This is a genomic window from Cupriavidus sp. GW822-FHT02D05 (assembly GCF_058802485.1).
In genome coordinates, this window is the sequence record NZ_JBXAOE010000037.1 from 1 (window position 1) to 26,335 (window position 26,335).

Consider the following 26,335-nt stretch of genomic DNA (forward strand, 5'->3'; position numbering starts at 1 on the left):
GAGCGGCCGGGACCCAAACTCGCATCGCCTTAAGGCGATACTCAGACATGGGTCCCTCTTTTCCGCTCTTTTCGCCGGATCACGAGGCGCCCCATACGGCCTTGGCACACCTCCACGGCTCGCTTCGCATCGCGTTGGGGTGTGGCCCGCCCTTCGGGCGCTTCACACGGCTACCACAATGGGTCGATCTTGCCGTTCGCTCCCCTCTCCCACTTGTGGGAGAGGGGCCGGGGGAGAGGGCGGGCGCTGGCCGAAGCGATGCCTTTCGCGCCTACTGCTGGCTGTAATCCACCAGCCGCACCGGCAAATCACCGTCGCGTTCGAGTTGATCGACCAGGCCGATTTCCCAGTTCAGGTAGGCGTGCATCTCGGACTTCCGGCGGCTTTCATCCTCGTAGGCGTAGGCGCTGTACCACGCGTCTTCGTCGCCGGTCAGGATTCGCGCTGCGGCGGCCGTGCCGGCCTCGCCGGATTCCGTTGGCAGGCCAAGCGCTTGCCAGCGTGCGTTGCCGCCGAGCAGTGCGCGTACGTCGCGCTGGCTGGTGCGGCGCAACTCGGCCGCTACCGCTTGCGCCAGCACGCCGTCGGAGGAGGTCACCACGATGATGTGGTCGGCTCTGGCATGCTCCAGCGCCAGCGCGACCTTCTCCGGCGTGGCGAACCATGCGCCGGGCAGGTGGCCGCGTCGGAATGCCAGGCTGCTATCCACGTCCACCACCGTTGCCCCGCCCTGCGCTTGCAGCGCGGACAGCGATGCGGCTTCGATCCACGGCGCTTCGGCCTCGGAGGCGCGCAGCACGCGCACGGGCTCGGGGCCGGATTCGCGCGGTGCCAGCGGTGCCGGGCGGAACAGGTAGACCTCGTGGCCGCTGAACTGGGCCAGCCAGGCTGCCGTGATCTGTGCGCGCACGCCATCCCAGTCGGCCAGCACGATGCGGGCGCGGCGGGTACCGGCGTAGGCATCGGTGGCCTGCACCAGCTGGCCGCCGGGGGCGCTGCGCCAGCCCGGCAGGTGGCCTGCGGTGTATTCCTCGGGCGAGCGGACGTCGAAGCGGTACAGCGTGCGGTCATCCGCCTGCTGCGCGAAAGCGGCTAGCTGCGCCGCATCGATATGTTGCACGCCAGCGCGCTGCGCCACGCGGGCGGCCCGTTCACGCGCCGCGGCCTGGGCGGCTTCGCCAGGCTGTGGCGCGAAACGGGTCTGGCCGTGGTCGAGCTGGTAGCCGGCCAGCAGCCATGCCATGGTGCCGTCCTTGAGCGACACCACGCGATTGGGAATGCCGGCGTTGATCAACGTCTGCGCGCCCACGATGCTGCGCGTGCGGCCGGCGCAATTGACCACCACCAGCGTCTCGGGATCGGGTGCGATCTCGCCGATGCGGTAGACCAGCTCAGCCCCCGGGCAGTCCACCGCGCCGGGGATGCTCATGTTCTGGAATTCCGTGAAGGGGCGGCTGTCCACCACCACCACGTTGTCGCCACGCGTCTGGTGCAGCTTGAGCGCCTCGGCGGTGATCCACGGCGTGTGCAGCTCGTGCTCGATCACTTCGCCGAAGGCTTTGCTGGGCACGTTGGTGCCGCTGAAGATTTCATAGCCAGCGGCCTGCCAGGCACGCGTGCCGCCCTCCAGCACGGATACGTTGGTATAGCCAAAGCGCAGCAGCTTGGCCGCGGCCGCGTGGGCGATATCCTCGACCAGATCCGTCACCACGATGCGCGTGGTGCGGCGCGGCACCAGCCGGTCGATCGTGGTCTCGAGCCGGCCCAGCGGCGCGGGCACGGCGAACAACAGGTGCTCACGCGAGAAAGCACCCTCTTCCCGCGCGTCCAGCACGGCGAGTTCCTCCCCCTGGGCGATGGCGCGCTTGAGCGCGGCCGGGCTCACCAGCGGATGGCGGATCAGCGCAGGCGCGGCAAAGGTGCGGTAGCTGTATTGCGTGCCCCCCTCGGGCGCGGGGTCGAACTTCACGCGCTCGCTCAGGCGGGGCAGCGTGAGGCCGTAGAAGTGCAGGTGCAGGCCAGGCGTGTCGCCGATCAGTTCGATGGTATGCACATCGGTGGGCGATAGAGTGATGGCATTGCCTGCCTGTACATCGAGCTGGCGCAGCGGCTCCAGCGTGTCGAGCCCGGGCTTGCTGCCCTGGCTGCGATGAAAGATCACGTTGCGCTCCACGCCGCGCACACCGGCAATCACCGCCCAGGTGGTGTGGTCGTGCGGCGGCTGTGCCTTGCCCGGCAGGCCAGCCGAGGCGAACAAGGCGAAGCGACCGTCCGGGTCTTCCGCCAGCCGGTAGATCGCGGCGGGCCTGGCCGCATCCACGGGGAAATGCGCCGGCGGGAACAGATGCGCCTGGCCAGCCAGCGCCACCAGTTCGTCGGCGATCGCGGCCAGCGGCGTCTTGTCGGCGGCGTGGCCGCCGACGATCTCTCGGGCACGGGCGATGAAGGCGGCGACCGCCGCGGCGCGAGCGCCGCTTACGTGGTCGGCAACGGCCGTGGCGTCGGCGTTTGCGTCAGTATCGGCCAAGGTCTGGGACAAGTCGGTAATGGTCATGGCGAGAAGCTCTTGAAAATGCTGGGCAGGTTGAAGCCTAAAAGAAGTTGCACCGGGCGCTAACGAATCAGATCGCAGATCGTTATGCCGTGCCTGGCGCGGACATCATGCCGCCGCGGGTTGCCGCGCGCGGGCAAAGGCCACCAGCCGCTCCACGCCCTGCGCGCATTCCTCGGCGGCGGCCACCAGGGCGATGCGGACATGGCCCGCGCCTGGGTTGCGGCCATTCACCGTGCGTGCCAGGAAGGTCCCCGGGACCACGGCAAGGTTCTGCTCGGCCAGCAGTTCGCGCGTGAAGGCCACATCGTCGAGCCCGCTGGCGCGGATGTCGAGCCAGGCGAAGAAACCCGCCTGCGGCTGCGCCAGGCGGGCCACCTGCTGCAGCCGCGGAATGGCGAAGGCGAATTTCTCGCGGTATAGACGGCGGTTTTCCACCACGTGCGCCTCGTCCTGCCAGGCTGCGATGCTGGCACCTTGCACCGCCGGGCTCAGCACGCCGCCGCAATAGCTGCGGTACAAGCGCAGGCGCTCCAGCACATCGGCGTCGCCTGCCACAAAGCCGGAGCGCAGGCCGGGCGCGTTGGAGCGCTTGGACAAGCTGGCCACGGCCAGGATGCGCTGGCGGTCCCGGCCGAGCGCCTGGGCCGCGGCCAGCACCCCCAGCGGCGGCGCGCCCTCGTCGAAGTACAGCTCGGAGTAGCACTCGTCCGACACGATATGAAAGCCGTGCCGCTCGGCCAGCGCCAGCACGTGCTCCCAGTCGGGCAGCGCGTAGACGCGGCCAGAAGGGTTGTCCGGCGAGCAAAGGTAGGCCAGCCGCACGCGCGGCCAGATGTGCGCGGGCACCGCGTCGAACGCGGCGGCCAGCCCTTGCGCGGGGTCGATGTCGAGGTAATACGGCTCGGCGCCGGCCAGCAGCGCCGCGCCTTCGTAGACCTGGTAGCCCGGATTGCTGACCAGCACCACCGGCGCGCCATGCTGCGGCCGGTTGGCGCGCAGCACCACTTGCGCCAGGCTGAACAAACCATCCTTGGCGCCGTTGACGGGCACGATCTCGCGCGCCGGGTCGAGGCCGGCCACGCCGTGGCGGCGCGCGACCCAGGCGGCGATGGCCTCACGCAGCGCGTCGCTGCCAGCCACCTTGGGATAGCGGCCGATGCTGCCGGCGTGTTCCGCCAGCGCCTGCACAACCAGGTGCGGCGTGGCATGTTGCGGCTCGCCCCAGCTGAAGCTGATCGGCGGCAGGCTGGTGCGCAGGGGCGTTTGCGCCGCCAGCGCCTGCAGTTTTTCCGTGGGATAGGGTTGCAGGCGTTCGTGCAGTGGTTGGCTCATGCTGGTTCTCTCATTGGAGGGCGGCGGCTTGGTGGTTGCCCGGCTTGGCCGTGAACACCCTCACCTCTAGCGGCCTACTCTAGGACCCGGCCCCGCGCCGCGGCAACGAATCTTTCCGCCGTTGGTCATGCAATGCGTGATGCGATAGTCGATGCAATGCGCAATGCGACGCCGCAGGCCTCATGTCGCCTTGCACCAGATCAAAACCGAATATGCATCGGCGATATTGTTAGTTCTTCCCGGGTCCCGCACTCCGTAGAGTGGAGCACGGCCGCCACCTGCCACTGCATCGTATTCATAACAGGATCTCCCCCCATGACGACCCAGACCAACCAGACCAACCAGACCGATCAGCAAAACCAGCGCAATGCGGCCATTGCCGCCACCCTCGCCGAAGTCAGCGCACTGACGACACAGCGCGAGGTGGATCGCGCCACGCTCGGGCAGGTCACCGCCGCCCTGCAGAAGCTGGCCGACCAGAAGGACCTGTTCGGCTTTGCCGATTTCCCGCCGCCCAGCGACGGCACCACCACCTCTACCCGCTATCGGCTGAGCGGAGAAGGCCAGTTGCCAGCGCTCTACCTCAATTCGATCGTGCCGGGCAAGAAGACCATTCCGCACAACCATGACACGTGGGCCGTCATCGTGGCCGTGCAAGGCGATGAGCTCAACCGCGTCTACCGCCGCACCGACGACGGCAGCAACCCCGAGCGGGCCAGCATCGAACTGGAGCGCGAGCTGGTGGTGCGCCCGGGCACGCCGATCAGCTTCCTGCCGCAGGACATCCATAGCATCCACGTGGTGGGCGAAGCCCCCACGCTGCACTTCCACCTCTACGGCCGTCCACTCGAAACGCTGACGGGGCGCATCGGCGTGGAGCTGGAGACCGGGCGCATCGTCAACTACAACGCCACCCAGATGAACCGCAGCGAGAAAGCAGCGGCCTGACATTGCGGCCAAGACAACAGCCCCATCCCTTGTTCACGCGGAGCACGCCATGACCCAATCCATCGACGCCGTCACCTTGCGCGGCTGGCTTAACGACGGCCAGCCCCTGGCGCTGTTCGACGTGCGCGAGCACGGCCAATATGGCGAGGGCCATCCCTTCTTCGCCGTGCCCCTGCCCTACAGCCGGCTGGAGCTGGATGTTGCCCGCCTGGCGCCGCGCCTGGCCGAGCGCATCGTGCTGTTCGACGACGGCGACGGCGTGGCCGAGCTGGCGGCACAGCGGCTGGCTGGCCTGGGCTACAGCAATCTCACGCTGCTGGCGGGGGGCGCAGCGGCGTGGGCCGCGGCCGGTTACACCTTGTTCAAGGGCGTCAACGTGCCATCGAAGACGTTTGGCGAACTGGTCGAGCACCAGCAGCACACGCCGCGCCTGAGCGCTGCTGAACTGGTGGCGCGCCGCGACAGCGGCGAGCCGCTGGTGCTGGTGGATGGCCGCACCTTTGCCGAGCACCAGAAGATGACCATCCCCGGCGCACACAGCCTGCCCAACGGCGAGCTGGCCCTGCGCCTGGCGACACTGCTGCCGGATGCACAGACCACCGTGGTGGTGCACTGCGCCGGGCGCACGCGCAGCATCATCGGCGCGCAGACGCTGCGCAACCTTGGCCTGCCCAATCCCGTGCTGGCGCTGGAGAACGGCACGCAGGGATGGTACCTGGCCGACCACGCGCTCGAGCACGGCAGCCAGCGCCGCTACCCGGCGGCCCCGCCGGCCAGCGAGCTGGCCGAGGCTCGCGCTCGCTCGGCCCGGCTGCTGCAGCGCGCTGGCTTGCCCGCGCTGTCGGCCACGCAGGCGCAGCAGTGGCTGGACGACGACAGCCGCACCACCTACCTGCTGGATATCCGCACTGCCGAGGAATTCGCGCAAGGCTCGATCGACGGCGCGCGGCACGCGCCCGGCGGCCAGCTGGTGCAGGCCACCGACCAGTACATCGGCGTGCGCGGCAGCCGCGTGATCGTGTTCGACGACGATGGCGTGCGCGCACCGGTGGTGGCCAGCTGGCTTTACCAGCTGGGCTATGAGAGCGCCGTGCTCGCGCACGGCGTCAACGCCGCCATCAAGGCGAGCGCGCCGCCGCGCACCCTGCCCACCCACGCCCTGCCGGTGCTCGACGCCAACCTGCTGCGCGCGCTGCACGCGCAGGCGCCTGACGCGCTGCGCATCGACCTGCGCGAAAGCGCCGAGTACGCCCGCGGCCATGCCGAAGGCGCCACCTGGTCGATCCGCCCGCGCCTGCCCGCCACGCTCGAGCGCCTTGGCGCCACCCACGACCAGCCGGTCATCCTGATCGCGAGCGAGCCGCACATCGCCAACCTAGCCGGGCAGGATCTGCTGGCCGCCGGCTATCGCCACGTGTACCGGCTGGCCGAGGGCTACCGCACCTGGCAGGCCGCGGGGCTGCCCGAGGCGGCCGAGCCGGTGGGGCTGCCGCCGGAAGCGCGTATCGACTACCTGTTTTTCGTGCACGACCGGCACGAGGGCAACAAGGACGCCGCGCGTGCCTACCTGGCCTGGGAAACCGGGTTGATTGCACAGTGCGCGCCGGATGAACTGAGCCGCTTCCGCATTCTGGCGTCCGCAGGGCAAGCGGCAGACCAGAGCAAGGCGGCCTGATCGCGCAGACTCATGCTATGACATATAAATTTGACATAAATTATGCGATAACATAAGAAATGCCGTCGTGTGCTATGCTATTTCATATCCTTCGATGTGAAAACATGTCATGGCATCATTCTTTGATCAGCTCCAGGCACGCCGAGCCACGCGCAAATCCTCGCTGGGGGAAGTGGCCCGGCTGATCGGCATGGCGCCGTCCAACCTGACCACGGCGTTGAGCGGCCGCAGCGATGTGCGCGCCTCCACACTCGAAGCCGTGGGTGCCGCGCTCGATGCGGAATGGGTCCTGGTGCCACGCGAGCACCTGCTCGCCGTGAAGCGCCTGGTCGAGGGCAAGGACAGCGGGCCGGACCGCGAGGCCAAGACCTCGGTGGAAATGTTCCTGGAGCAGGAATCATGAGCCCCGGGCTGCGCCCCCGCTATCTGGAAGTGCACCTGCACGGCGTGCTGTGCGGCCATCTGTGCGAGGTCGGGCGCACCTGCCGCTTCGTGCCGGCGGAAGCCTTCCGCGGCGACCCGCTGCGGCCCACGCTCAGCCTTTCGCTGACCTTCCCCGGCAACGACACGCTGACCGCCTCGGTGCTGTCCAACCCCTTCCATCCCGCGCTGTACAACACCAACGCGGCGCTGCCGCCCTACTTCGCCGGGCTGTTGCCCGAGAGCGAGCTGCGCAAGCGCCTGGAGGCCACGCGCCACCATCCCGAAGACCGCGACGATTTCGGCATCCTGGCCGCCGCCGGCGACGACCTGCCGGGCGCGGTGGTGGTGCGCCCCGCGCCCATCGACGCCCTGCCCGAGCACGTGCGCACCGTCGGCGTGACGGGCGGAGCGGACAACCTGGAAATTGCCGTGATCGAAGGCGCCACCGAAGGCGCGGCCTCGGTCTCGGGCGTGCAGAACAAGCTGGCGCTGTCCACCGCGCATGCCGGCAAGCGCTACACCATGCCCACCCACGGGCATCTCTCCGACCTGATCGCCAAGCTGCCCGCGCGCAATGACGATAGCCAGGTCTTCAACGAATACGTGTCGATGCAGCTGGCGCAGGCCGCTGGCGTGGCGGTGGCGCCGTGCCGGCCCGTGCCGCTTGCCGCCATCGAGGTCGAGGGGCTGGCCGAGGCCCTTGGCACCGGCCTGCACTTCCTCGCCGTGGACCGCTTCGACCGCGAGCCCGGCGGGCGAGTGCATGCCGAAGACGGCTGCCAGCTGCTGACCCGCATGCCCAACCGCAAGTATGGCGGCCATGACGCCTACGCCGCCCTGGTGCAACTGCTGGAGCGCCTGAGCGTGCGCGGCATCGAAGACGTGCGGCAGTTCTTTATCCGCCAGGCCATCAATACCCTGCTGGGCAACAGCGATGCCCACCTGAAGAACTTCTCCTTCCTGTACCGCAACGGCGTCGCGCCCGAGCTCTCGCCCGCTTACGACATCGTCAGCGTGGCCGCCCTGCCGGGCTTTGCCGGCTTCGGCCAGAATGTGGCCATCGACCGCCAGCAGCGCGAGCAAACCCTGCAGACCTACCGCGAGTTCGCGCGCAAGGCCAGGATCGCCGAGCGCATCGCCACCGCCGCCGTGAAAGACGCGGTAGCGATGGCGCACGAGCGCTGGCCGGCATTGCTGGAGCAGTTGCCGGCGCCGGCGGGCATGCGTGCCATCGTGCTGGAGCGGCTGGCGACATTGCCGCTGGCACAGCGCAAGGCTTAGAGGCCGTTTCCAAAAGATGCTGGCGTCGTTGCGCCGCTCAGCTCAGCCCATCCAGCACCACATGCTGCCCATGGATCGCCTGCGCCGCGTCCGAGGCCAGGAAGGCAATGGCGCGCGCCGCCGACGCGGTCGAGACCCAGTCGGTGGGATCGGCGGCGGGCATGGCCTGGCGGTTGGCATGGGTGTCGAGCGTGCCCGGCGCGACACTGTTGACGTTAATGCCAGCCCGGCGCACCTCATGCGACAAGCTCTCCACCAGACGCTGCAACGCGCTCTTTGACGCGCAGTAGGCGCCCATCGCGGCGGCCCCGTTGGCGGCGCCGCGCGCGGTCACCGCCACGACCTTGCCGGCGCCCTGCGCAAGCATGGCGGGCAGCAGATGCTGCGTCACGGCCACCAGCGACCAGGCGTTCAGATCCATCATCCGCATCCAGGATTCGCGGCTGAGCGCATGCACGGGCTCGCCCATCTCGAAGCCGCCGGCCACGTGCACCAGCACATCCACGCCGCCGAACGCGTCGAGGATGCTGCGCGCCGCCATGGCCATGCTGTCCGTCGAGGTCACGTCCGCCGCCAGCAACAGGTGCCAGTCCGCGGCCTCGGGCACCGGCGCGTGCGCGCGCAGCACTGCCGCGTCGCGGTCGATCAGGGCCAGCCGCGCCCCCTCGTCCGCGAACGCCTGGGTAACGGCGCGGCCAAGCGCGCCACCGGCGCCGGTAATCACGATGCGGCGGGGGGATGCTGACGATGCCATGGTGTTCTCCTGTTCGGGCTCTTGCCTCCTAGTCACCATAGTCCGCCGCGCTTGAGGTGGAAAGCGCGTTGGAAGGCGAGGCGCAAAACCGGCGCATGCGTTCGGCATCGCCGTCCCCGGCTAAGCACGGCCCGATTTCATTGCAAAACCCAACAAACGATAATCATTATCATTTACAATCCGGCGCTTTCCGCACTCTCGCAGCACCATGCTCACTCGCCAACTGATTGCCCCGGCCGCCCTGGGCTGCCTGTTCTCCCCTGCCATGGCCCAGGCCGCCCCGGACGCCGAGACCACCTTGCCGTCCGTCACGGTCAGCGCCGCCGAAGACCCCCGTGCCGACACCGGCTTTGCCACGCGCCGGGCGGCGGGCGTGACCAAGTCCGGCACGTCCGCGGCGGACAGCGCGCAGTCCATCACCGTGATCACGCGCGACCTGATGGACAGCCAGCAAGCGCAAACCCTGGGTGACGCACTGGCCAATTCCGCGGGCGTGGTCACCAATGTCTACGGCCGGCGCGGCTGGGACGACTTCATCATCCGCGGCCAGCGCGCATCGGAATCCGTCTTTGTCGATGGCCTGCTGGTCGAGTCCAACAACCGCGTGGCGCAGGAGCTGTTCGGCGCGCAGGGCGTGGAAGTGCTCAAAGGCCCGGCCTCGGTGTTGTTCGGCAAGGTGCAGCCGGGCGGCATGGTCAATATCGTCAGCAAGCGCCCCAGACCCGAACTGTTTGGCGAACTGGGGCTGACGGTAGGCAACTACGGCTTGCGGCAGGCCACGGCGGATGTGGGCACGCCGTTGTCGGAAAACGGCAAGGCCGCGCTGCGCGTGAACGCCCTGGCGATGAACAGCGACGACGCGACCGACTACGTCTATTACCGCAACCGCTATATCGCGCCGTCGCTGTCGCTGGACCTGGGCGCGCGCACCGACCTGACCCTGCTGGCGAGCCACAACGAGCGGCAATATGTGCGCCAGCAAGGCCTGCCCGTGAATGGCACGCTCACTGCCAACCGCAACGGCACCCTGCCCAACAGCCGCTTTACCGGCGAGCCGGGCCTGGCGCCATACGACGGCGAGCAGAACCGGCTGGGCTATGCGCTGACCCACCGCTTCGATTCCGGCTGGACGTTGAACCAGAATTTCCGCTGGCAAACGCTGTCGCTGGCCGGCACGCTGATCGCGGGCGGCACCATGGCAGTCAACAGCCAGTTGCTCAACCGCAGCGGCACGCAGCAGGACTTCTCCGGCACCACCATCGGCGTGGACACCAACCTGCAGCGGCGCTTCGAGCTTGCCGGGCAGCAGCATGAGGTCACGCTCGGCGTGGACTACAACCGCAGCAACGAGAGCCGCCTGCAGCGCACCTGCCGCGTCGCGGCGCTGAACGTCTACAACCCGGTCTATGGCACGGCCGTGAACTGCCCCAGCGCCTACAGCCTGAACCAGGAAGACAACGTCAGCACGCTGGGCTTCTACGCGCGCGACCAGGTGCGGTTTGCCCAGCGCTGGCTGCTCACCGCCGGCCTGCGCCACGACACCGCCCGCACCAGCACCACGGACCGCCTGGCCGCCACGCGCCTGGACGACACCGCGCGGGCCATCACCGGCAGCGCCGGGCTGATGTTCGACCTGACCAGCTGGGCACGTCCCTATGTCAGCTACGCGACCTCGTTCCTGCCCAATAGCGGCACTGACGTCAACGGCGGCACCTTCAAGCCCGAGACGGGGCGCCAGGCCGAGGTGGGCATCAAGTTCGATTTGCCCAACAAGAGCGGCCTGCTGACCCTGTCTGCCTTCGACCTGACCCGGCGCAACGTGCTGAGCTCGGACCCGGTCAATACCGGCTTCAGCATTGCCACGGGCGAGCAGCGCACGCGCGGGCTGGAGGCAGAGCTGACGGCGGATCTTGGCGGCGGCTGGAGCCTGGCGGGCGCCTATGCCTACATCGCCAGCGAGGTCACGCAAGACACGGTTGCCGCCAATGTGGGCAAGCCGCTCAACAACGTGCCCCGGCACAGCGTCTCGCTTTGGGGCACCAAGCATTTCCGCGGGCCGCTCGCAGGCTGGTACGCCGGCGCCGGCATGCGCGCGGAGAGCGCCAAGCGCGGCTACACCTTCAACTACACCGTGCCCGGCTACGCGGTGGCGGACCTTGGCGTGGGCTATGTGGCATCGCACTGGAAGGCCGCGCTCAACGTCAAGAACGTGTTCGACAAGGCGTACTACGCCGGCGGCCTGAGCAACAACATCGTGCCGGTGGGCAATCCCCGTACGGTCATGCTCAACGTGGCGCTCAACTACTAAGCTACGCCGCCAGCAGGCCTTCGATGAGGCCCGCCACATGCCGCACGGCCACGTCATCGTCGCGGCGCGCATGCCAGGCCAGGTGGAGGGAAAAACCCTCCACCGCCACCTGCGGCGCGAACGTCGCCAGGGCCTGTGCCGGGTCCTCGGGCAGGCAGCGGCTGGGCAGCATGGCGATCAGGTCGGAATCGGCCAGCAGCGGCGGCACCATCATGAAGCTCGGCACGACCATGCCGACGCGCCGCGCCAGGCCCAGCCCGGCCAGTGCATCGTCCAGCGGCCCGTGGATATCGCCACGGCCGGATACCAACACATGCGGGTACTCCAGCCAGCGCTCCAGGCCAAAGCCGGTGGCCGCGGGATGGCCCCGCCGCATGGCAACCACGTAGTGCTCGCGCAATAACGGCCGGCGGCGAAAATCCGCGCCCACGGCGGGAAACACGGATACAGCGAGATCGCTGTCCCCTCGCGCCAGGGACCCGAGCGCAGCATCGGCACCCTGCCACGGCTGTAGCACGAGATTGACGCCCGGCGCGCTGCGCGCCAGTTGCCGATGCAGTTGCCGCGCCACCAGCACGGCGGGATGGTCCGCCATCCGCACGCGCACCGTTTGCGACAAGCTCGCCAGATCCACCTCAGGCTCACCAATCACCGTCGCCACCGAGGCCAGCGCCTGCTTCAGCGGCGCGCGCAGAGCCTGCGCCCTCGGCGTGAGCTGCATGCCGCCAGGCGCACGCTCCAGCAGGCGATCCTTGAACAGATGGCGGCAGCGCTCCAGCGCGCTGGAGGCGGCTGGCTGGGACAGCCCGACACGCTGCGCGGCACGCGACACATGGGCTTCGTCGAGCAAGGCGTCCAGCACGGTCAGCAGATTGAGGTCGATCGCACGTAAATTCATGAAACGGATAATAGAGCATACAAACTATCCATTGGAATGATTTGGTGTGAAGCGGCATCCTTGAGACATCACCACGGCACGCACCACGGCACTACCAACCGGAGCCCCCCATGTCCAAGACCCTGATCCTGCTGTTCCATCCCCAGTTCGGCCAATCCAAGGCCAATCGCGCCCTGTGCAATGCGGCCAGCACACTGCCCGGCGTAGAAATCGCCGACCTCTACGCCCTCTACCCGGACGGCGCCATTGATGTGGACGCCGAAGTCCGCCGGCTGCTTGGCGCGGACCGCATCGTGTTTCAGTTCCCGCTCCAGTGGTATGCCACGCCCGCGCTGCTCAAAACCTGGCAGGACGCCGTGCTGACCCGCATGTTCTACATCGCCTATGAGACCGAGGGCCGCGCGCTGGAAGGCAAGCCCATGCTGGTAGCCGCCACCGCTGGCAACGTGCCGCAAGCCTACGGGCCAGGCGGCGTCAATCTGTTTGCGCTTGCCGAGTTGCTGCGCCCCTTGCAGGCCACCGCCAACCGCTGCGGCCTGCCGTGGTCCGAGCCCTTCCTGCTCTATGAGGCGGGCAAGCTGGATGACCAAGCGCTGGCTGCCGCGGGCGAGCGTTACGCGGTGCGCTTGCAGCACATCGCAGCCTAGCCAGCCGGGCCAGGATCGTTCAAGATTCGGGCTCGCAGAATCGCCTGAGAGTCGCAATTGCCGCTGAATCGCCTGAAACAAAGTGCCACCCTGATCGCCGTGCTGGCATTGATCGGATCGATGGCTTCGCTCTGCGTCGGTACGTCGTTTGCCAAGAGCCTGTTTGCCGAGGTTGGCGCCCAGGGCACCACGGCGCTGCGGGTGAGCTTTTCGGCGTTGATCCTGCTATGCGTGTGGCGGCCCTGGCGGATGCCGCTAAGCTTGGCCAACGCCCGTGTGATCGCGCTATACGGCGCGGCGCTGGGCGCCACCAACCTGCTGTTCTATATGTCGCTGCGCACCGTCCCGCTCGGGCTGGCGATTGCCATCGAGTTCACCGGGCCGCTGGCGGTCGCCGTGTCGTCGTCACGGCGGGCCATCGACTTTCTCTGGATTGCCTTTGCGGTGGCAGGCTTGCTGTTGCTGTTGCCGCTTGGGGAGAACGTTGCCACGCTCGATCCCGTGGGCATCGGCTACGCGCTGACGGCCGGCGTGGGCTGGGCGCTATACATCATCTTCGGGCAGATGGCAGGCAACGCGCACGGCGGGCAAGCCACCTCGCTCGGGCTGACCATGGCATCGCTGGTCGTGCTGCCCTTCGGGCTGGCGCATGCCGGCGCGGCCATGTTCAGCCCGTCGCTGCTGGCAGCAGGGCTGGCGGTTGGCCTGCTCTCCAGCGCCATTCCCTATTCGCTGGAAATGGTGGCGCTCAAGCGGCTGCCGCGCCGCACCTTCGGCATCCTGCTCAGCATGGAACCCGCCATGGGCGCGCTGGCAGGCCTCGCGTTTTTGCACGAAACGCTGAACACGCAGCAATGGCTGGCGATTGGCAGCATCATCACGGCGTCGGTGGGGTGCACGATGACAGCCGGATCGCGCAAGCGCGCAAGCGCCGAGGCCTAGGCCGCCGATAGCCGCGCCACGGCTTGCTGCGCGCCGTAGCCGGCCAGCTCGCCCAGCACCAGGCTGACCTCATACAGCAGGCTGTCTTCCGGGTTGCGCCGGGTGGAGAAGCCGAACTCCCGCATCAGCGCCAGCATGCGGCGGTTCTCGCTCAGCACATCCCCGCGCAGCAGATGCAGGCCGGCGCCCAGCGCCGCGTCGCGCAGGCGCTGGATCAGCCGGCGGCCGATACCCTTGCCTTGCCAGTCGTCGGCCACCGCCACGGCGAACTCGCCAACGTCGCCATCCTCGCCACGCGTCACCACGTAGTTGCCGTTGGCGACGATCATCGGCAGCCCCTCCACTTCCGCCGTGACCACCAGCGCCAGGCCGGCGTTGCTCTCGATGAACAGGTCGATTACCTCGTCGGACACGCGTCCGCCGGTCAGGAAGCGGTAATAACGGCTCTCGCGCGACAGGGCCTGGACGAAGGCCCGCTCTCTCTCGGCATCAGCGGCACGAACAGCGCGCACGACCACGCGCTCGCCACCGCTCAACTTCCAGGTCTCGGCGCATTCCGGGCAGCCAGCATGCCGGCCGCCGCCGGTCAGGCGGGATTGGCCGGCAAGGCTGGGAGGATTCGAAGGCTGCATGTCCGGCTCCTGACTTCATATTTCATAGTCAGGAGTATAAGCAATACCCTGACTTTTGCAAATGAAGTTAGCCTGCTATGCTCAACGGATGGATCTCACCGCCCAAGAACTCCGCAACTGCTCGATTGCCGCGACCCTCTCGCTGATTGGAGAGAAGTGGACAATTCTTATCTTGCGCGACGTTTTCCACGGCATCAGGCGCTTCGACGATTTCCTGGAGCGCCTGCAGTGCTCCCCCGCCGTGCTGTCGGCCAGGCTCAAAACGCTGACCGAGGCAGGCATCCTGCGCAAGGTGAGCTATCGGGAGCCGGGCGAGCGGGAACGGTTCGAGTACCGGCCGACGCGCGCCGCGGTGGAGTTGCTGCCGGTGATCATCGGGCTGATGCAATGGGGGGATCGCCACCTGGCCGCCAGCGGCCAAGGGCCGGTGACGTTGCTTACCGCACCGGAGGGGCGCCGCGTGCGCGCGGCGCTGGTGGATGATGCGGATCAGTTGGTGCGGCCCAACGATATCGAGATTTACCACGCCAGCCGGCGGCCAGCGCCGGCGGCTGAAGGCGAATCCCCGCAAGCGCCTGCCACGCAAGCGTGAGCCTGCGCGCGATCGGCCGTCAATCCTTCAGCCACCAGTCCAGCAGTGTTTCATCATCGGGATCGTCCAGATTCCGGTAGATGTTCGCGTAGTACCACTGAATCCCGGTCTGGTCGCGAAACCTGTCAAAGACGTCGCGGATTCGGTCCATCCCGTTTTTGGATGGGATGGTCAATGACAGATTCCCGCCGTTGATCCCATCCAGCGTTCCGCCCAGCTCAGCTGACACCTCCTTCTCCAGGCGTGACAGGATTGCCTGCGGGATATCTTCATCCTCATAAATTTGAACGCAGAAATTCCCGCCCCTCGACAGGACCTCGGCATGCGCGTTTCTATTCTTGATGGAGACGATGTCGCCTCTTGCCAGATTCAAGGCGAGACCGGGCGAGGCGAGAAGCTCGTAGATGTCTTCATCGATTTGGCGGGCGGGCAGTTCTTCGAACATTGGCTCCGCGTCATCTTCTCCGGCGTAGACGTGGATCAGGACGCTTGGGGGGATGTTTTCCATGTGGTGGTTCGTCGCTCTTGCGTTTGATGCGTTTGATGCGTTTGATGCGTTTGATGCGTTTGATGCGTTTGATGCGTTTGATGCGTTTGATGCGGGACCGCCTAGTTTTACACAGCAACCGTGTGTAAGACATGAAGCCCCGAATTGAGAAGCCAGTTTGCCTTTGGCGCTCCTGGCACGTTCTCCGCTATCCAGGCATCCGTTCGAGTGCGGGGCCACGTGCGGCTTCCCGGTCCCCCTCCCCGCATCCTGCCAAGAATCCCGGACGGAAGATCCCACCTGGCCGCTACCTCACGCAGAACGTCGATTATCACTGCCCAAAGCTCAGTGAACGGGCTGAACACGGATTCCCAGGCAGGTTGTAAAGTGGGAGCCCATTCTTCGACGTTCGACGCTTCAGCCCATGCCCCGGCGGCGCCGGGAAATGTCCCTCAGGCTCTCGCAAGGCAGATTTGCCGGCGACGATCCCTATGCCCCGCGCAAGAACAACAGCCCAGGAACCAGCCAGAGCCAAACCCAATGCAACTTCTCGATCATGTTTCAATCGGCGTGCCCAACCTCGACGCAGCGCGCCCCTTCTATGACGCGATCATGCAGACGTTGGGCGCAACGAAGGTCTATGACCGCTCCGATGCGCTTGGCTATGGCGAGCGCTGCACGTCCAGCGATGTGGCGTCGACGTGCCTGGCGGTCTATCTCGACCCGAGCAGGATCGAAGCAAACAAGCGGCATTGGTGCTTCAAGGCGTCGTCCCGCAAACAGGTCGACGCGTTCTTTGCCGCGGGCCTCGCCGCCGGGGGATCGTCGGATGGGGATCCGGGCCTGCGGCCTGGCTACCATGCCGGATACTACGCAGCGTTTCTCGTCGATCCGGCGGGCAATCGCGTGGAGGCGGTGTGTCATTCGGCCTCGATCTGACTCGAACATGCTCGAATTGACGATGGCGCCTGGGCACGGTGGCGTCCAGTGCGGGTTCTGGTGGCTCGGAGCCAAGGACTTGGCATCGCAGGCGGAAGTGGCATAACTATCACCACGCGGCATCCACGGCCTGAGCCGGGACAGCCAAAATACCAGCTACTACCTGCACCACCGCGCGCACCGCCCCGGTCCATTGCACTGCACCATGACCGTGCCGCCCCGCCCCACCTCGGCGCATCGCCTCCCGGCCTGATGCTCCCGCGCAGCGCAAAAACCCCTTCATCCATCACAAACCGCCCTGGCACACCGCTTGCGTAACAAGACGCGAGCGGACCAACGGCGGCCCGCTCACCCCACACAGGGTGGCAGCGGTCTTCACCGCTGCCACCAGGACAACGGCGTCCCCTGATCTGGTCTTCACGACCGGATTGCGGGACGCCATTTGTTTTTATGGAGCCATGATGACCGGCAAAGCCACCCGCATCGAACTGCTAAGCCTGCGCACCCCGCAGATGCGCGCCTTCCACCTGACGTGGATGGCCTTCTTCGTGTGCTTCTTCGCGTGGTTCGCCTGCGCGCCGCTGATGCCGGTGCTCAAGGGCGAATTCGGCCTGACTCCCGACCAGATCGCCAATATCAATATCGCGGCCGTGGCCGTGACCATTCTCGTGCGGCTGGCCATTGGCCCGCTGTGCGACCGTTTTGGTCCCCGCCGCGCCTACACCGGCCTGCTCGCTCTCGGTGCGATCCCCGTGCTGGGCGTGGCGATGGCGCAGAGCTATGAAGCCTTCCTGTTCTTCCGCCTGCTGATTGGCGCGGTTGGCGCGAGCTTCGTGATCACGCAGTACCACACCTCGGTGATGTTCGCGCCCAACGTGGTGGGCACCGCCAACGCGGCAGCCGCCGGCTGGGGCAATGCCGGCGGTGGCGCGGCGCAAGCGCTGATGCCGCTGCTGCTGGGCGGCGTGCTGATGCTGGGCGTGAGCCACACCATGGGCTGGCGCCTGGCGTTGCTGGTGCCGGGCGTGCTGATGCTGATCATGGCGGTGCTGTACTGGCGCTATACGCAGGACTGCCCGCAAGGCGACTTCAAGGATCTGCGCGCGCGCGGCATCGCCATCGACAGCGGCAAGAAAGGCGGCTGGGCCAGCTTTGTCGCCGCTGCTGGCAACTACCGCGTGTGGATGCTGTTCATCACCTACGGTGCCTGCTTCGGCGTGGAGATCTTCATCCACAACGTGGCCGCTACCTATTACGTGGATCACTTTGGCCTGTCGCTCGGCAGCGCCGGCCTGGCCGCGGCCAGCTTTGGCCTGCTCGCCCTGTTCGCCCGTGCCCTGGGCGGCTGGCTGTCGGACAAGGCTGCGCTGCGCCGTGGCCTGGATGCGCGATCCATGCTGCTGTTCGTGCTGATCCTGGGTGAAGGCCTGGGCCTGTTGTGGTTTGCCCAGGCGCATCACGTCGTGGCTGCCGTGGCCGCCATGCTGGGCTTCGGCCTGTTCACCCATATGGCCTGCGGCGCCACCTATGCGCTAGTGCCCTTTATCGACCGCAAGGCGCTGGGCGGCGTGGCCGGGATCATTGGTGCCGGCGGCAATGTGGGCGCCGTGGCGGCGGGCTTCCTGATGAAGGGCCTGGGCGGCAACCTGCAGCAAACGCTGACCGTGCTGGGCGCGGCGGCCATCGTCTCCGCCCTGTGCGCCATCGCCGTGCGCTTTTCGGCGGAGCACAAGGCCAGCGAGCAGGCGCTGTTCGACAACGCGCTGGCCGGCTCCTGAGCCCGCCCGACGCAAAAACGCCACGCAAGCACACGCACCAGCGGCCCCACAGAACAAGGAAACCATCATGAAACTGATCATCATCGGCCACGGCATGGTCGGCCACAAATTCCTGGAATGCCTGGCCGAGGCAGGCTCGCAAGATATCGAAGTCACCGTGCTGTGCGAGGAAGCGCGTCCCGCCTACGACCGCGTGCACCTGTCCGAGTTCTTCGCGGGCAAGTCCGCCGAGGATCTCTCGCTGGTGGAAGCTGGCTTCTTCGAGCGCAACAACATGCTGCTGCGCCTGAACGCGCGCGCCACCGGCATCGACCGCGCGGCCAGGACGGTGACGGTTTCCACCGGCGAGACGCTGTCCTACGACAAGCTGATCATGGCCACCGGCTCCTACCCCTTCGTGCCGCCGCTGCCCGGCAAGGACCGCAAGGATTGCTTTGTCTACCGCACCATCGAAGACCTGGAAGCCATGCAGGAATGTGGCACCCGCGCCAAGACCGGCGTGGTGATCGGCGGCGGCCTGCTGGGCCTGGAATGCGCCAAGGCGCTGCGCGACATGGGCCTGCAAACCCATGTGGTGGAATTCGCCCCGCGCCTGATGGCGGTACAAGTGGACGACGGCGGCGGCGCCATGCTGCGCCGGAAGATCGAAGAACTCGGCGTCACCGCACACACCCGCAAGAACACCGTGGAGATCGTCGACGGCGAAGACGGCACCCATCGCATGAACTTTGCCGATGGCAGCCATCTGGACACCGACATGATCGTGTTCTCCGCCGGCATCCGCCCGCGCGACGAGCTGGCCCGCGCCAGCGGCCTGGCCATTGGCGAGCGTGGCGGCATCACGGTGGACAACCAGTGCCTGACCTCCGACCCCGACGTGTACGCCATCGGCGAATGCGCGCTGTGGGACGGCAAGATCTACGGCCTGGTCGCGCCCGGCTATGAAATGGCCCGCGTGGCCGCCAAGCACCTCCTCGGCCACCAGGCCGAGTTCGCCGGCGCCGACATGAGCACCAAGCTCAAGCTGATGGGCGTGGACGTGGCCAGCCTGGGCGACCCGCACGGCAACGCACCCGGCAGCCGTTCCTACCAGTTCACCGACGAGCGCAAGCAGGTCTACAAGAAGCTGGTGGTATCCGAATGCGGCAAGTACCTGCTGGGCGGCGTGCTGGTGGGCGATGCCGAGGAATACGGTACCCTGCTGCAGATGATGCTCAACAAGATCGAGCTGCCCGAGTCGCCGGAATTCCTGATCCTGCCGTCCTCCGACGGCCAGGCCAAGCCGGGATTGGGTGCCGATGCCTTGCCCGATGCCGCGCAGATCTGCTCCTGCAACAACGTGACCAAGGGCGATATCTGCGCCGCCGTCTGCGATGGCGCCACCACCATCGGCGCCCTGAAGAATTGCACCAAGGCCGGCAGCACCTGCGGCGGCTGCGTGCCGCTGGTCACGCAGGTGATGAAGGCCGAGATGAAGAAGCAAGGCCTGGCGGTGAACAACCACCTGTGCGAGCACTTTGCCTACTCCCGCCAGGAGCTTTACCACCTGGTGCGCGTGGGCGGCTTCAAGACCTTCGACGCACTGCTGGCGGCACACGGCAAGGGCCTGGGCTGCGACGTGTGCAAGCCGACCGTGGCGAGCATCCTCGCCTCCTGCTGGAATGAGTTCGTGCTCAAGGAAGAGCACGCCAGCCTGCAGGATTCGAACGACTACTTCCTGGGCAATATCCAGAAGGACGGCACCTACTCGGTCGTGCCCCGCATGCCGGGCGGCGAAGTCACCCCCGACGGCCTGATCGCGGTCGGCCAGGTGGCCAAGAAGTATGGCCTGTACACCAAGATCACCGGCGGGGCGCGGGTCGACATGTTCGGCGCGCGCGTGGAAGAGCTGCCGATGATCTGGGAAGAACTGATCGCGGCCGGCTTCGAATCGGGCCATGCCTATGGCAAGTCCCTGCGCACCGTGAAGTCCTGCGTGGGTTCCACGTGGTGCCGCTACGGCGTGGACGACTCGGTCGGCCTGGCCATCGAGATCGAAAACCGCTACAAGGGCCTGCGCGCGCCGCACAAGATCAAGTTTGGTGTTTCCGGCTGCACCCGCGAATGCGCCGAAGCCCAGGGCAAGGACGTGGGCATCATCGCCACCGAACGCGGCTGGAACCTGTACGTGTGCGGCAACGGCGGCATGAAGCCCCGCCACGCCGAACTGCTGGCAAGCGACCTGGACCGCGAAACGCTGCTGCGCTACGTGGACCGCTTCCTGATGTTCTACGTGCGCACCGCGGACCGCCTGCAACGCACCAGCGTGTGGCGCGACAACATGGAAGGCGGGCTGGACTACCTCAAGGCCGTGGTGCTGGAAGACAGCCTGGGCATTGGCGCCGAACTGGAGGCGCAGATGCAGCACGTGGTGGACACTTACGAAGACGAATGGAAGGCCGCCGTGACCAACCCGGAAACCCGCAAGCGCTTTCGCCACTTCGTCAACAGCGACCTGCGCGACGACAACCTGGTCTTCATGGAGGAGCGCGGCCAGATCCGCCCGGCCACGCCGGAGGAACGGAACTTGCGTAAATCCCGGCTTGAGCAGATCCCCGTGATCGTCAAGGCAGCCTGAACCGTCCCGCCCCATCATCTCGCGCCAACGCCCAAGGAGAACATCATGAGCCCCACCCACCATACCGAAGCCTGGACCGCCGTTTGCAGCCTGCGCGACATCGTGCCCAATACCGGTGTGTGCGCACTGGTGGACAAGGCACAGATCGCCGTGTTCCGGGTCGGCGCCGGCTACAGTGACGATCAGGGCGGCAATGGCGACCAGGTGTTCGCCATCTCCAACTACGATCCCAACTCCAACGCCGCCGTGCTATCGCGCGGCCTGGTGGGGAGCCTGGGCGAACGCATCGTGGTGGCGTCGCCGATCTACAAGCATCATTTCGATCTGCAGACCGGCGAATGCCTGGAGGCGCCCGAACACTCCATCGCAGCGTATCCGGCCCGCGTCTATGACGGCAAAGTCTGGGTGGCCGCATGACCACGCCCCCCAAACCCCGCCTGGTGGTGGTCGGCAACGGTATGGCCGGCATGCGCACGGTCGAGGAACTGCTGAAGCTGGCGCCCGACCTCTATGACATCACCGTGTTCGGCGCCGAGCCGCACGGCAACTACAACCGCATCCTGCTCTCGCCGGTGCTGGCGGGCGAGAAGACGGTCGCGGACATCATGCTCAACACCCGCGATTGGTACGAGCAGAACGGCATCGAACTGCTGGCCGGCGATCCGGTGGTGGCGATCGACCGCCGCCGCCGGCTGGTGCGCTCGCAATCCGGGCGCGAGGTGGGCTATGACCGCCTGCTGCTGGCGACCGGCTCCAAGCCGTTCATCATCCCCGTGCCGGGCCACCAGCTCGACGGCGTCATCGCCTTTCGCGACATCCAGGACGTGGAATCCATGCTGGCGGCGGCCCGCAACCATCGCCACGCGGTGGTGATCGGCGGCGGCCTGCTCGGCCTGGAAGCCGCCAACGGCCTGATGCGCCAGGGCATGGAGGTCAGCGTAGTGCACGTGGCCGACAGCCTGATGGAGCGCCAGCTCGACAAGCCCGCCGCCGCGTTGCTCAAGCAGGCGCTGGAGCGCAAGGGCCTGCGCTTCCTGCTCAATGCCAATACCAGCGGCATCCTTGGGGAAGACCGCGTGACCGGCGTATGCTTTAAAGACGGTACCCAGATCCCCGCCGACCTGGTGGTAATGACCGCCGGCGTGCGCCCCAATATCGAACTGGCCCAGCAGGCCGGGCTGCGCTGCGAGCGCGCCATCGTGGTGGACGACACCTTGCAGAGCTACGATCCGCGCGTGTATGCCGTGGGCGAATGCGTGCAGCACCGGCAGGCCACCTTCGGGCTGGTCGCGCCGATCTGGGAACAGGCGCGCGTGGCCGCCGCGCACCTGGCCGGCGCCGGGCATCGCCGCTATGTGCAGCAGGCCACGGCCACCAAGCTCAAGGTGACTGGCGTGGATCTTTACTCCGCCGGCGACTTCATTGGCGGCGAAGGCAGCGAGGATCTCGTCATGCGCGATCCGCGCCGCGGCATGTACAAGCGGCTGGTGCTGCAAGGCGGGCGGCTGGTCGGGGCGGTGCTGTACGGCGACGTGCAGGACGGCCCCTGGTACTTCGACCTGATCCAGAGCGGCGCCCCGGTAGGCGCCATGCGCCAGAGATTGCTGTTCGGCAAGGCACAGTGCGAGGCCATGGCAGCCTGACCACCCGATCGCCTGAACGCTTGAACGCTTGAACGACCTAGTCCCCGATTGACCGCCAGCAGCGAGCGCTAACGTGAACCTGTCCGATATCCCCGTCATCCTCTCCACCGGTTCGCCCACCCTGCTGTCCGCCGACGCCGCAGTCACCGTCACCGATACCACCTGCCCGTATTGCGGCGTGGGCTGCGGCGTGCGCGCCACCCGCCATGCCGACGGCAGCGTCGAGGTGGCCGGCGACGCCAGCCACGGCTCCAACCAGGGCCGCCTGTGCGTGAAGGGCTCGGCGCTGGCGGAAACCGTCGGCCTGGAAGGCCGCCTGCTGCACCCGCAAGTACGCGGTGCCGACGGCGCCTTGCAGCCAGTGTCCTGGGATCACGCACTGGACAAGGTCGCCCAGGGCTTCAAGGACATCATCGCCGAGCACGGCCCCGATGCCGTGGCGCTCTACGTCTCCGGCCAGTTGCTGACCGAGGATTACTACGTTGCCAACAAGCTGATGAAGGGCTTTATCGGCAGCGCCAATATCGACACCAACTCGCGGCTGTGCATGTCGTCGGCGGTGGCCGGGCACAAGCGCGCCTTTGGCGAGGACCTGGTGCCGGGCAACTACGAAGACCTGGAACTGGCCGACCTGGTGGTGCTGGTCGGCTCCAACACCGCGTGGTGCCATCCGATCCTGTTCCAGCGGCTGTTGAAAGCCAAGGAAGCCCGGCCGGAAATGAAGCTGGTGGTGATCGACCCACGCCGCACCGCCACCTGCGAGCTGGCCGACCTGCACCTGCCGGTCAAGCCCGGCACCGACGTCTGGCTGTTCAACGGCCTGCTGCACTACCTGGCGCAGCACGGCGCGGTGGACCAGTCATTCGTCGACGCCCACACCAGCGGCCTGGACGCCGCGCTGGCGGCTGCCGGCCCGGACTGCGCCGACATCGCCAAGGTAGCCAAGGCCTGCAAGCTGGACCCTGAAGCCCTGCGCGGCTTCTACGCATTGTTCGCCGCCACGCCCAAGGTGGTGACCGGCTTCTCGCAAGGCGTGAACCAGTCGTCGGCAGGCACCGACAAGGTCAACAGCATCATCAACTGCCACCTGGCCACCGGCCGCGTGGGCCAGCCCGGCATGGGCCCCTTCTCGCTGACCGGCCAGCCCAATGCCATGGGCGGGCGCGAGGTCGGCGGGCTGGCCAATATGCTGGCGGCCCATATGGAGCTGGCCGATCCGCTGCACCGGGAAATCGTGCAATCGTTCTGGGGCTCGCCCGCCATCGCGGACAAGCCAGGCCTGAAGGCGGTGGAGCTGTTCGAGGCCATCGAGCAAGGCCGGGTCAAGGCCGTGTGGGTGATCGCCACCAACCCGGTGGTCAGCCTGCCGGATGCCGACCAGGCCCGCCGCGCGCTGGCCAAGTGCCAACTGGTGGTCAGCTCCGACATCATGCTGCGCACCGACACCAACGACGCCGCGCACGTCCTGCTGCCCGCGCTGGGCTGGGGCGAGAAGGACGGCACCGTCACCAGTTCCGAGCGCCGCATCTCGCGCCAGCGCGCCTTCCTGCCCGCGCCCGGCGAGGCCCGCGCTGACTGGCGGATCCTGTGCGACGTGGCCACGCGCATGGGCTTTGATGGATTCCGCTTTGCCGGACCGCACGAGATCTTCGACGAGCACGCGCGGCTGAGCACGTACCGGAACGCGGGCAGCAGCGATCGGGCCCACGCGCCGCGCATGTTCGACCTCGCCGGGCTGGCTGGCATGAGCCAGAAGCAATTCGACGCGCTCTCACCGGTGCAATGGCCGGTGATGGCCGCGCCCCCGGGGCGCCTCACCAACGCGTCCGGCGGCACTGCCCGGCTGTTCGCCGATGGCCGTTTCGCCCACCCCGATGGCCGCGCCCGCTTTATCGCCACCGCGCCGCGCGCGCCGTTCCACGCCACCGACGACGAATTCCCTCTTGTGCTCAACACCGGCCGCGTGCGCGACCAATGGCACACCATGACCCGCACCGGCAAATCGCCCAAGCTGGCCGACCACATCGCCGAGCCCTTCGTCGATATGCATCCGCAGGACGCCCTGCTATCCGGCGTCAGCGAAGGCAAGCTGGCCCGCGTGACCACGCGCTGGGGCGCCATGGTGGCGCGGGTGCAGCACAGCGGCGGCATCCCGCGCGGCAGCGTATTCGTGCCGATCCACTGGAACAGCCAGTTCAGCTCCGACGCGCGCGTGGGCGCGCTGGTCAACCCGGTGGTGGACCCGGTCTCCGGCGAGCCCGAGTTCAAGCACACGCCGGTGCGCGTGGAAGAGTTCCGCGTGTCGTGGCATGGCTTCGTGTTGAGCCGCGAGGACCTCAAGGCGGACGAGCTGACCTACTGGACGCGCGTCCAGGGCCGCCAGTTCCAGCGCTACGAGTTCGCCGGCCGCGAGAATATCGCCGACCGCGCCGCGTGGGCCCGCCAGTTGCTCGGCATCGACGACCCCAATGCGGACTGGATCGAGTATGAAGACCGCACCGCCGGCATCTATCACGCCGGCCATGTGATCAATGACCGCCTCCAGGCCTGCATCTACGTGTGCACGCGCCCCGAGCTACCCTCGCGCGCGTGGCTGTCCACGCTGTTCGCCAAGGACCGCCTGGAAGACGCCGATCGCATCGGCCTGCTGCTGGGCCAGCCGATGGAAAAGGGAGCGGACGCCGGCCCCACCGTGTGCTCCTGCTTTGGCGTGGGGCGCAACACCATCTGCGATGCGGTTCGCAAGCATGATCTGAAGACACCGGCCGAAGTCACCGCCTGCGTGAAGGCGGGCGGCAACTGCGGGTCCTGCGTGCCGGAGTTGAAGAAGCTGCTGGCGGAGATACGGGTGGCGGAAGTGGCTTGATCCCTGGCAGGACCGGGTGGCTACTGCGGTGGGCGATTACTCAGCAGCATCACGGCCTCGGCGCCCCGGCGCTGCCAGCAGGCATCATCGCAGTCAGTCGGCGCGGCATCCACCGCTACCCGGATATCCGTCGTGGCGGCCGATGCGCGTTCGTTCGCGCTGTCCTCCCAGGCTGGTGGCGACGCCGTGATCAGGCCAGCGGCGAAACCTACCGCCAGCACTGCGCCGGCGCCCAACAAACATGCGATGCGATTTCCAGATTTCACGACGGTCTCCTCCCGGCTTGTATTTTTTCCCACTGCCATGCTCGTGCATCGCTGCGTCGGCACGGTCTCATGCTTCAAAGGTAGGCAATGGAGCGAAAAACGTCCTCGTCCAAGCAGACTAGGGGCGATCCCGTATGCCCGTGCACGCGCCGGCAAGCCGGCAAAGCGCCAAGGCAGGCGCCAGCTAGTCCCCATAGAGTCGCAGCAGCGGCCCAACGCACCCCGCCAGATCTACCGGCGCCAGTCGCAGCGAACGGGCGCAAAGCAGGCCCCAGAGATGCGCCGCCAGCAGCACGGCCTTGTCTTGCTCGCCCAGCAACCTGCCAAGCTCGTCGCACAGCACCTTGGCACGAGCACGGATGCGGACGCTCAGGTGGCATAGCTCGCACGCAGGCGTGCAAGCGTGGTGCAGCAAGCCGAGGACGATGCCTGCATAGCGCGGCACCGCCTCGTCCTGCAGCATCGTCGCAAGCACGCGCTCCAGATCCGGGCGGGCCAGCCCCCCGCCGTTGCCGGCGAAGGCGGCAAGCCATGCGGCCAGATGCGCCTCCGCCCGCGCCATGACGGCGGCCAGCAGCTCGGCGCGGCTACGGAAGTGTCCGTAGACCGCGCCGCGTGTCATGGCGATGGCACCGGCTACCTGCTCCAGCGTGACGCATTGCACGCCCTGGCGCTCGAACAGCAACTCAGCGCTGGCCAGGATGCGCTCTCGCGTGACCGCCGCATCACACGCGCGACGTCTCACCATGGCCG

At 67.2% G+C, this 26,335-nt stretch carries 23 protein-coding genes; 15 read left to right on the plus strand and 8 right to left on the minus strand.

The window, feature by feature from the left end; translation table 11 throughout:
- Positions 1-271: 271 nt before the first annotated feature.
- Entirely contained in the window at positions 272-2,554 is a 2,283-nt protein-coding gene (locus AC1RQK_RS34440; RefSeq protein WP_492813851.1) for a rhodanese-like domain-containing protein, read from the minus strand.
- Positions 2,555-2,659: 105 nt separating this feature from the next.
- Positions 2,660-3,886, minus strand: a complete 1,227-nt coding sequence (dapC, locus tag AC1RQK_RS34445) for a succinyldiaminopimelate transaminase (protein WP_492813853.1) — start codon at positions 3,884-3,886, stop codon at positions 2,660-2,662.
- Positions 3,887-4,201: 315 nt separating this feature from the next.
- Here dapC and AC1RQK_RS34450 point away from each other — a divergent pair, with 315 nt between their 5' ends.
- The 4 genes from AC1RQK_RS34450 to AC1RQK_RS34465 all read left to right on the plus strand — a co-directional run bounded on the left by AC1RQK_RS34450 (position 4,202) and on the right by AC1RQK_RS34465 (position 8,213).
- A complete protein-coding gene (locus AC1RQK_RS34450; protein WP_492813855.1) occupies positions 4,202-4,834 on the plus strand; it encodes a cysteine dioxygenase family protein in 633 nt (210 codons plus the stop codon).
- 49 nt (positions 4,835-4,883) lie between these two features.
- The gene (locus AC1RQK_RS34455; protein WP_492813857.1) at positions 4,884-6,509 is read left to right on the plus strand and encodes a rhodanese-like domain-containing protein; all 1,626 of its coding nucleotides are present in this window, start codon (positions 4,884-4,886) and stop codon (positions 6,507-6,509) included.
- Positions 6,510-6,618: 109 nt separating this feature from the next.
- Positions 6,619-6,912 carry a helix-turn-helix domain-containing protein gene (locus tag AC1RQK_RS34460; protein WP_150992224.1) on the plus strand — a complete coding sequence of 98 codons (294 nt, stop codon included), beginning with the start codon at positions 6,619-6,621 and terminating at the stop codon, positions 6,910-6,912.
- Positions 6,909-8,213, plus strand: a complete 1,305-nt coding sequence (locus AC1RQK_RS34465; protein WP_492813860.1) for a type II toxin-antitoxin system HipA family toxin — start codon at positions 6,909-6,911, stop codon at positions 8,211-8,213. The genes AC1RQK_RS34460 and AC1RQK_RS34465 overlap by 4 nt, the downstream gene beginning before the upstream one ends.
- Before the next feature lie 37 nt (positions 8,214-8,250).
- Here AC1RQK_RS34465 and AC1RQK_RS34470 read toward each other — a convergent pair whose 3' ends face one another.
- Entirely contained in the window at positions 8,251-8,967 is a 717-nt protein-coding gene (locus AC1RQK_RS34470; protein WP_492813862.1) for an SDR family NAD(P)-dependent oxidoreductase, read from the minus strand.
- Positions 8,968-9,175: 208 nt separating this feature from the next.
- On the opposite strand from AC1RQK_RS34470, the gene AC1RQK_RS34475 reads away from it, so the two are divergent.
- Complete coding sequence (locus AC1RQK_RS34475; RefSeq protein WP_492813864.1) at positions 9,176-11,275, plus strand: TonB-dependent siderophore receptor; 2,100 nt, start codon at positions 9,176-9,178, stop codon at positions 11,273-11,275.
- Between the two features lies 1 nt (position 11,276).
- Here AC1RQK_RS34475 and AC1RQK_RS34480 read toward each other — a convergent pair whose 3' ends face one another.
- A complete protein-coding gene (locus tag AC1RQK_RS34480) occupies positions 11,277-12,173 on the minus strand; it encodes a LysR substrate-binding domain-containing protein (RefSeq protein ID WP_492813866.1) in 897 nt (298 codons plus the stop codon).
- Positions 12,174-12,283: 110 nt separating this feature from the next.
- Between AC1RQK_RS34480 and AC1RQK_RS34485 the strand changes: the two genes are divergently transcribed.
- Positions 12,284-12,820 carry an NAD(P)H-dependent oxidoreductase gene (locus AC1RQK_RS34485; RefSeq protein ID WP_492374340.1) on the plus strand — a complete coding sequence of 179 codons (537 nt, stop codon included), beginning with the start codon at positions 12,284-12,286 and terminating at the stop codon, positions 12,818-12,820.
- A 57-nt stretch (positions 12,821-12,877) separates the two neighbouring features.
- Positions 12,878-13,762: an EamA family transporter gene (locus AC1RQK_RS34490; RefSeq protein WP_492374339.1), complete on the plus strand. Its 885-nt coding sequence runs from the start codon at positions 12,878-12,880 to the stop codon at positions 13,760-13,762.
- Here AC1RQK_RS34490 and AC1RQK_RS34495 read toward each other — a convergent pair.
- Positions 13,759-14,394, minus strand: a complete 636-nt coding sequence (locus tag AC1RQK_RS34495; protein ID WP_492374338.1) for a GNAT family N-acetyltransferase — start codon at positions 14,392-14,394, stop codon at positions 13,759-13,761. The two genes, AC1RQK_RS34490 and AC1RQK_RS34495, sit on opposite strands and share 4 nt — an antisense overlap.
- Before the next feature lie 88 nt (positions 14,395-14,482).
- Here AC1RQK_RS34495 and AC1RQK_RS34500 point away from each other — a divergent pair, with 88 nt between their 5' ends.
- Complete coding sequence (locus tag AC1RQK_RS34500; RefSeq protein ID WP_492813869.1) at positions 14,483-14,986, plus strand: winged helix-turn-helix transcriptional regulator; 504 nt, start codon at positions 14,483-14,485, stop codon at positions 14,984-14,986.
- 19 nt (positions 14,987-15,005) lie between these two features.
- On the opposite strand, the gene AC1RQK_RS34505 is transcribed toward AC1RQK_RS34500, so the two are convergent.
- Positions 15,006-15,494 (minus strand): DUF4265 domain-containing protein, encoded by a 489-nt coding sequence (locus AC1RQK_RS34505; protein ID WP_492813871.1) that lies wholly within the window; start codon positions 15,492-15,494, stop codon positions 15,006-15,008.
- Between AC1RQK_RS34505 and AC1RQK_RS34510 the strand changes: the two genes are divergently transcribed.
- The 7 genes from AC1RQK_RS34510 to AC1RQK_RS34540 all read left to right on the plus strand — a co-directional run bounded on the left by AC1RQK_RS34510 (position 15,493) and on the right by AC1RQK_RS34540 (position 25,316).
- Positions 15,493-15,642: a hypothetical protein gene (locus AC1RQK_RS34510; protein ID WP_492813873.1), complete on the plus strand. Its 150-nt coding sequence runs from the start codon at positions 15,493-15,495 to the stop codon at positions 15,640-15,642. The genes AC1RQK_RS34505 and AC1RQK_RS34510 overlap by 2 nt on opposite strands.
- A 371-nt stretch (positions 15,643-16,013) precedes the next feature.
- A complete protein-coding gene (locus AC1RQK_RS34515) occupies positions 16,014-16,412 on the plus strand; it encodes a VOC family protein (RefSeq protein WP_492374335.1) in 399 nt (132 codons plus the stop codon).
- Between the two features lie 461 nt (positions 16,413-16,873).
- Positions 16,874-18,190, plus strand: coding sequence for an MFS transporter (locus AC1RQK_RS34520; protein WP_492374351.1), 1,317 nt, complete (start codon positions 16,874-16,876; stop codon positions 18,188-18,190).
- Between the two features lie 67 nt (positions 18,191-18,257).
- Positions 18,258-20,807, plus strand: coding sequence for a nitrite reductase large subunit NirB (nirB, locus tag AC1RQK_RS34525; protein WP_492374334.1), 2,550 nt, complete (start codon positions 18,258-18,260; stop codon positions 20,805-20,807).
- Between the two features lie 45 nt (positions 20,808-20,852).
- A complete protein-coding gene (gene nirD, locus AC1RQK_RS34530; protein WP_492374333.1) occupies positions 20,853-21,224 on the plus strand; it encodes a nitrite reductase small subunit NirD in 372 nt (123 codons plus the stop codon).
- The gene (locus tag AC1RQK_RS34535) at positions 21,221-22,450 is read left to right on the plus strand and encodes an NAD(P)/FAD-dependent oxidoreductase (protein ID WP_492813876.1); all 1,230 of its coding nucleotides are present in this window, start codon (positions 21,221-21,223) and stop codon (positions 22,448-22,450) included. The genes nirD and AC1RQK_RS34535 overlap by 4 nt, the downstream gene beginning before the upstream one ends.
- Before the next feature lie 73 nt (positions 22,451-22,523).
- Complete coding sequence (locus AC1RQK_RS34540; protein ID WP_492813878.1) at positions 22,524-25,316, plus strand: molybdopterin-dependent oxidoreductase; 2,793 nt, start codon at positions 22,524-22,526, stop codon at positions 25,314-25,316.
- Positions 25,317-25,336: 20 nt separating this feature from the next.
- Here the strand turns inward: AC1RQK_RS34540 and AC1RQK_RS34545 are convergent, their stop codons facing one another.
- Positions 25,337-25,582, minus strand: coding sequence for a hypothetical protein (locus AC1RQK_RS34545; RefSeq protein WP_492374330.1), 246 nt, complete (start codon positions 25,580-25,582; stop codon positions 25,337-25,339).
- A gap of 184 nt (positions 25,583-25,766) precedes the next feature.
- A complete protein-coding gene (locus AC1RQK_RS34550; protein WP_492374329.1) occupies positions 25,767-26,330 on the minus strand; it encodes a TetR/AcrR family transcriptional regulator in 564 nt (187 codons plus the stop codon).
- Between the last annotated feature and the right edge of the window lie 5 nt (positions 26,331-26,335).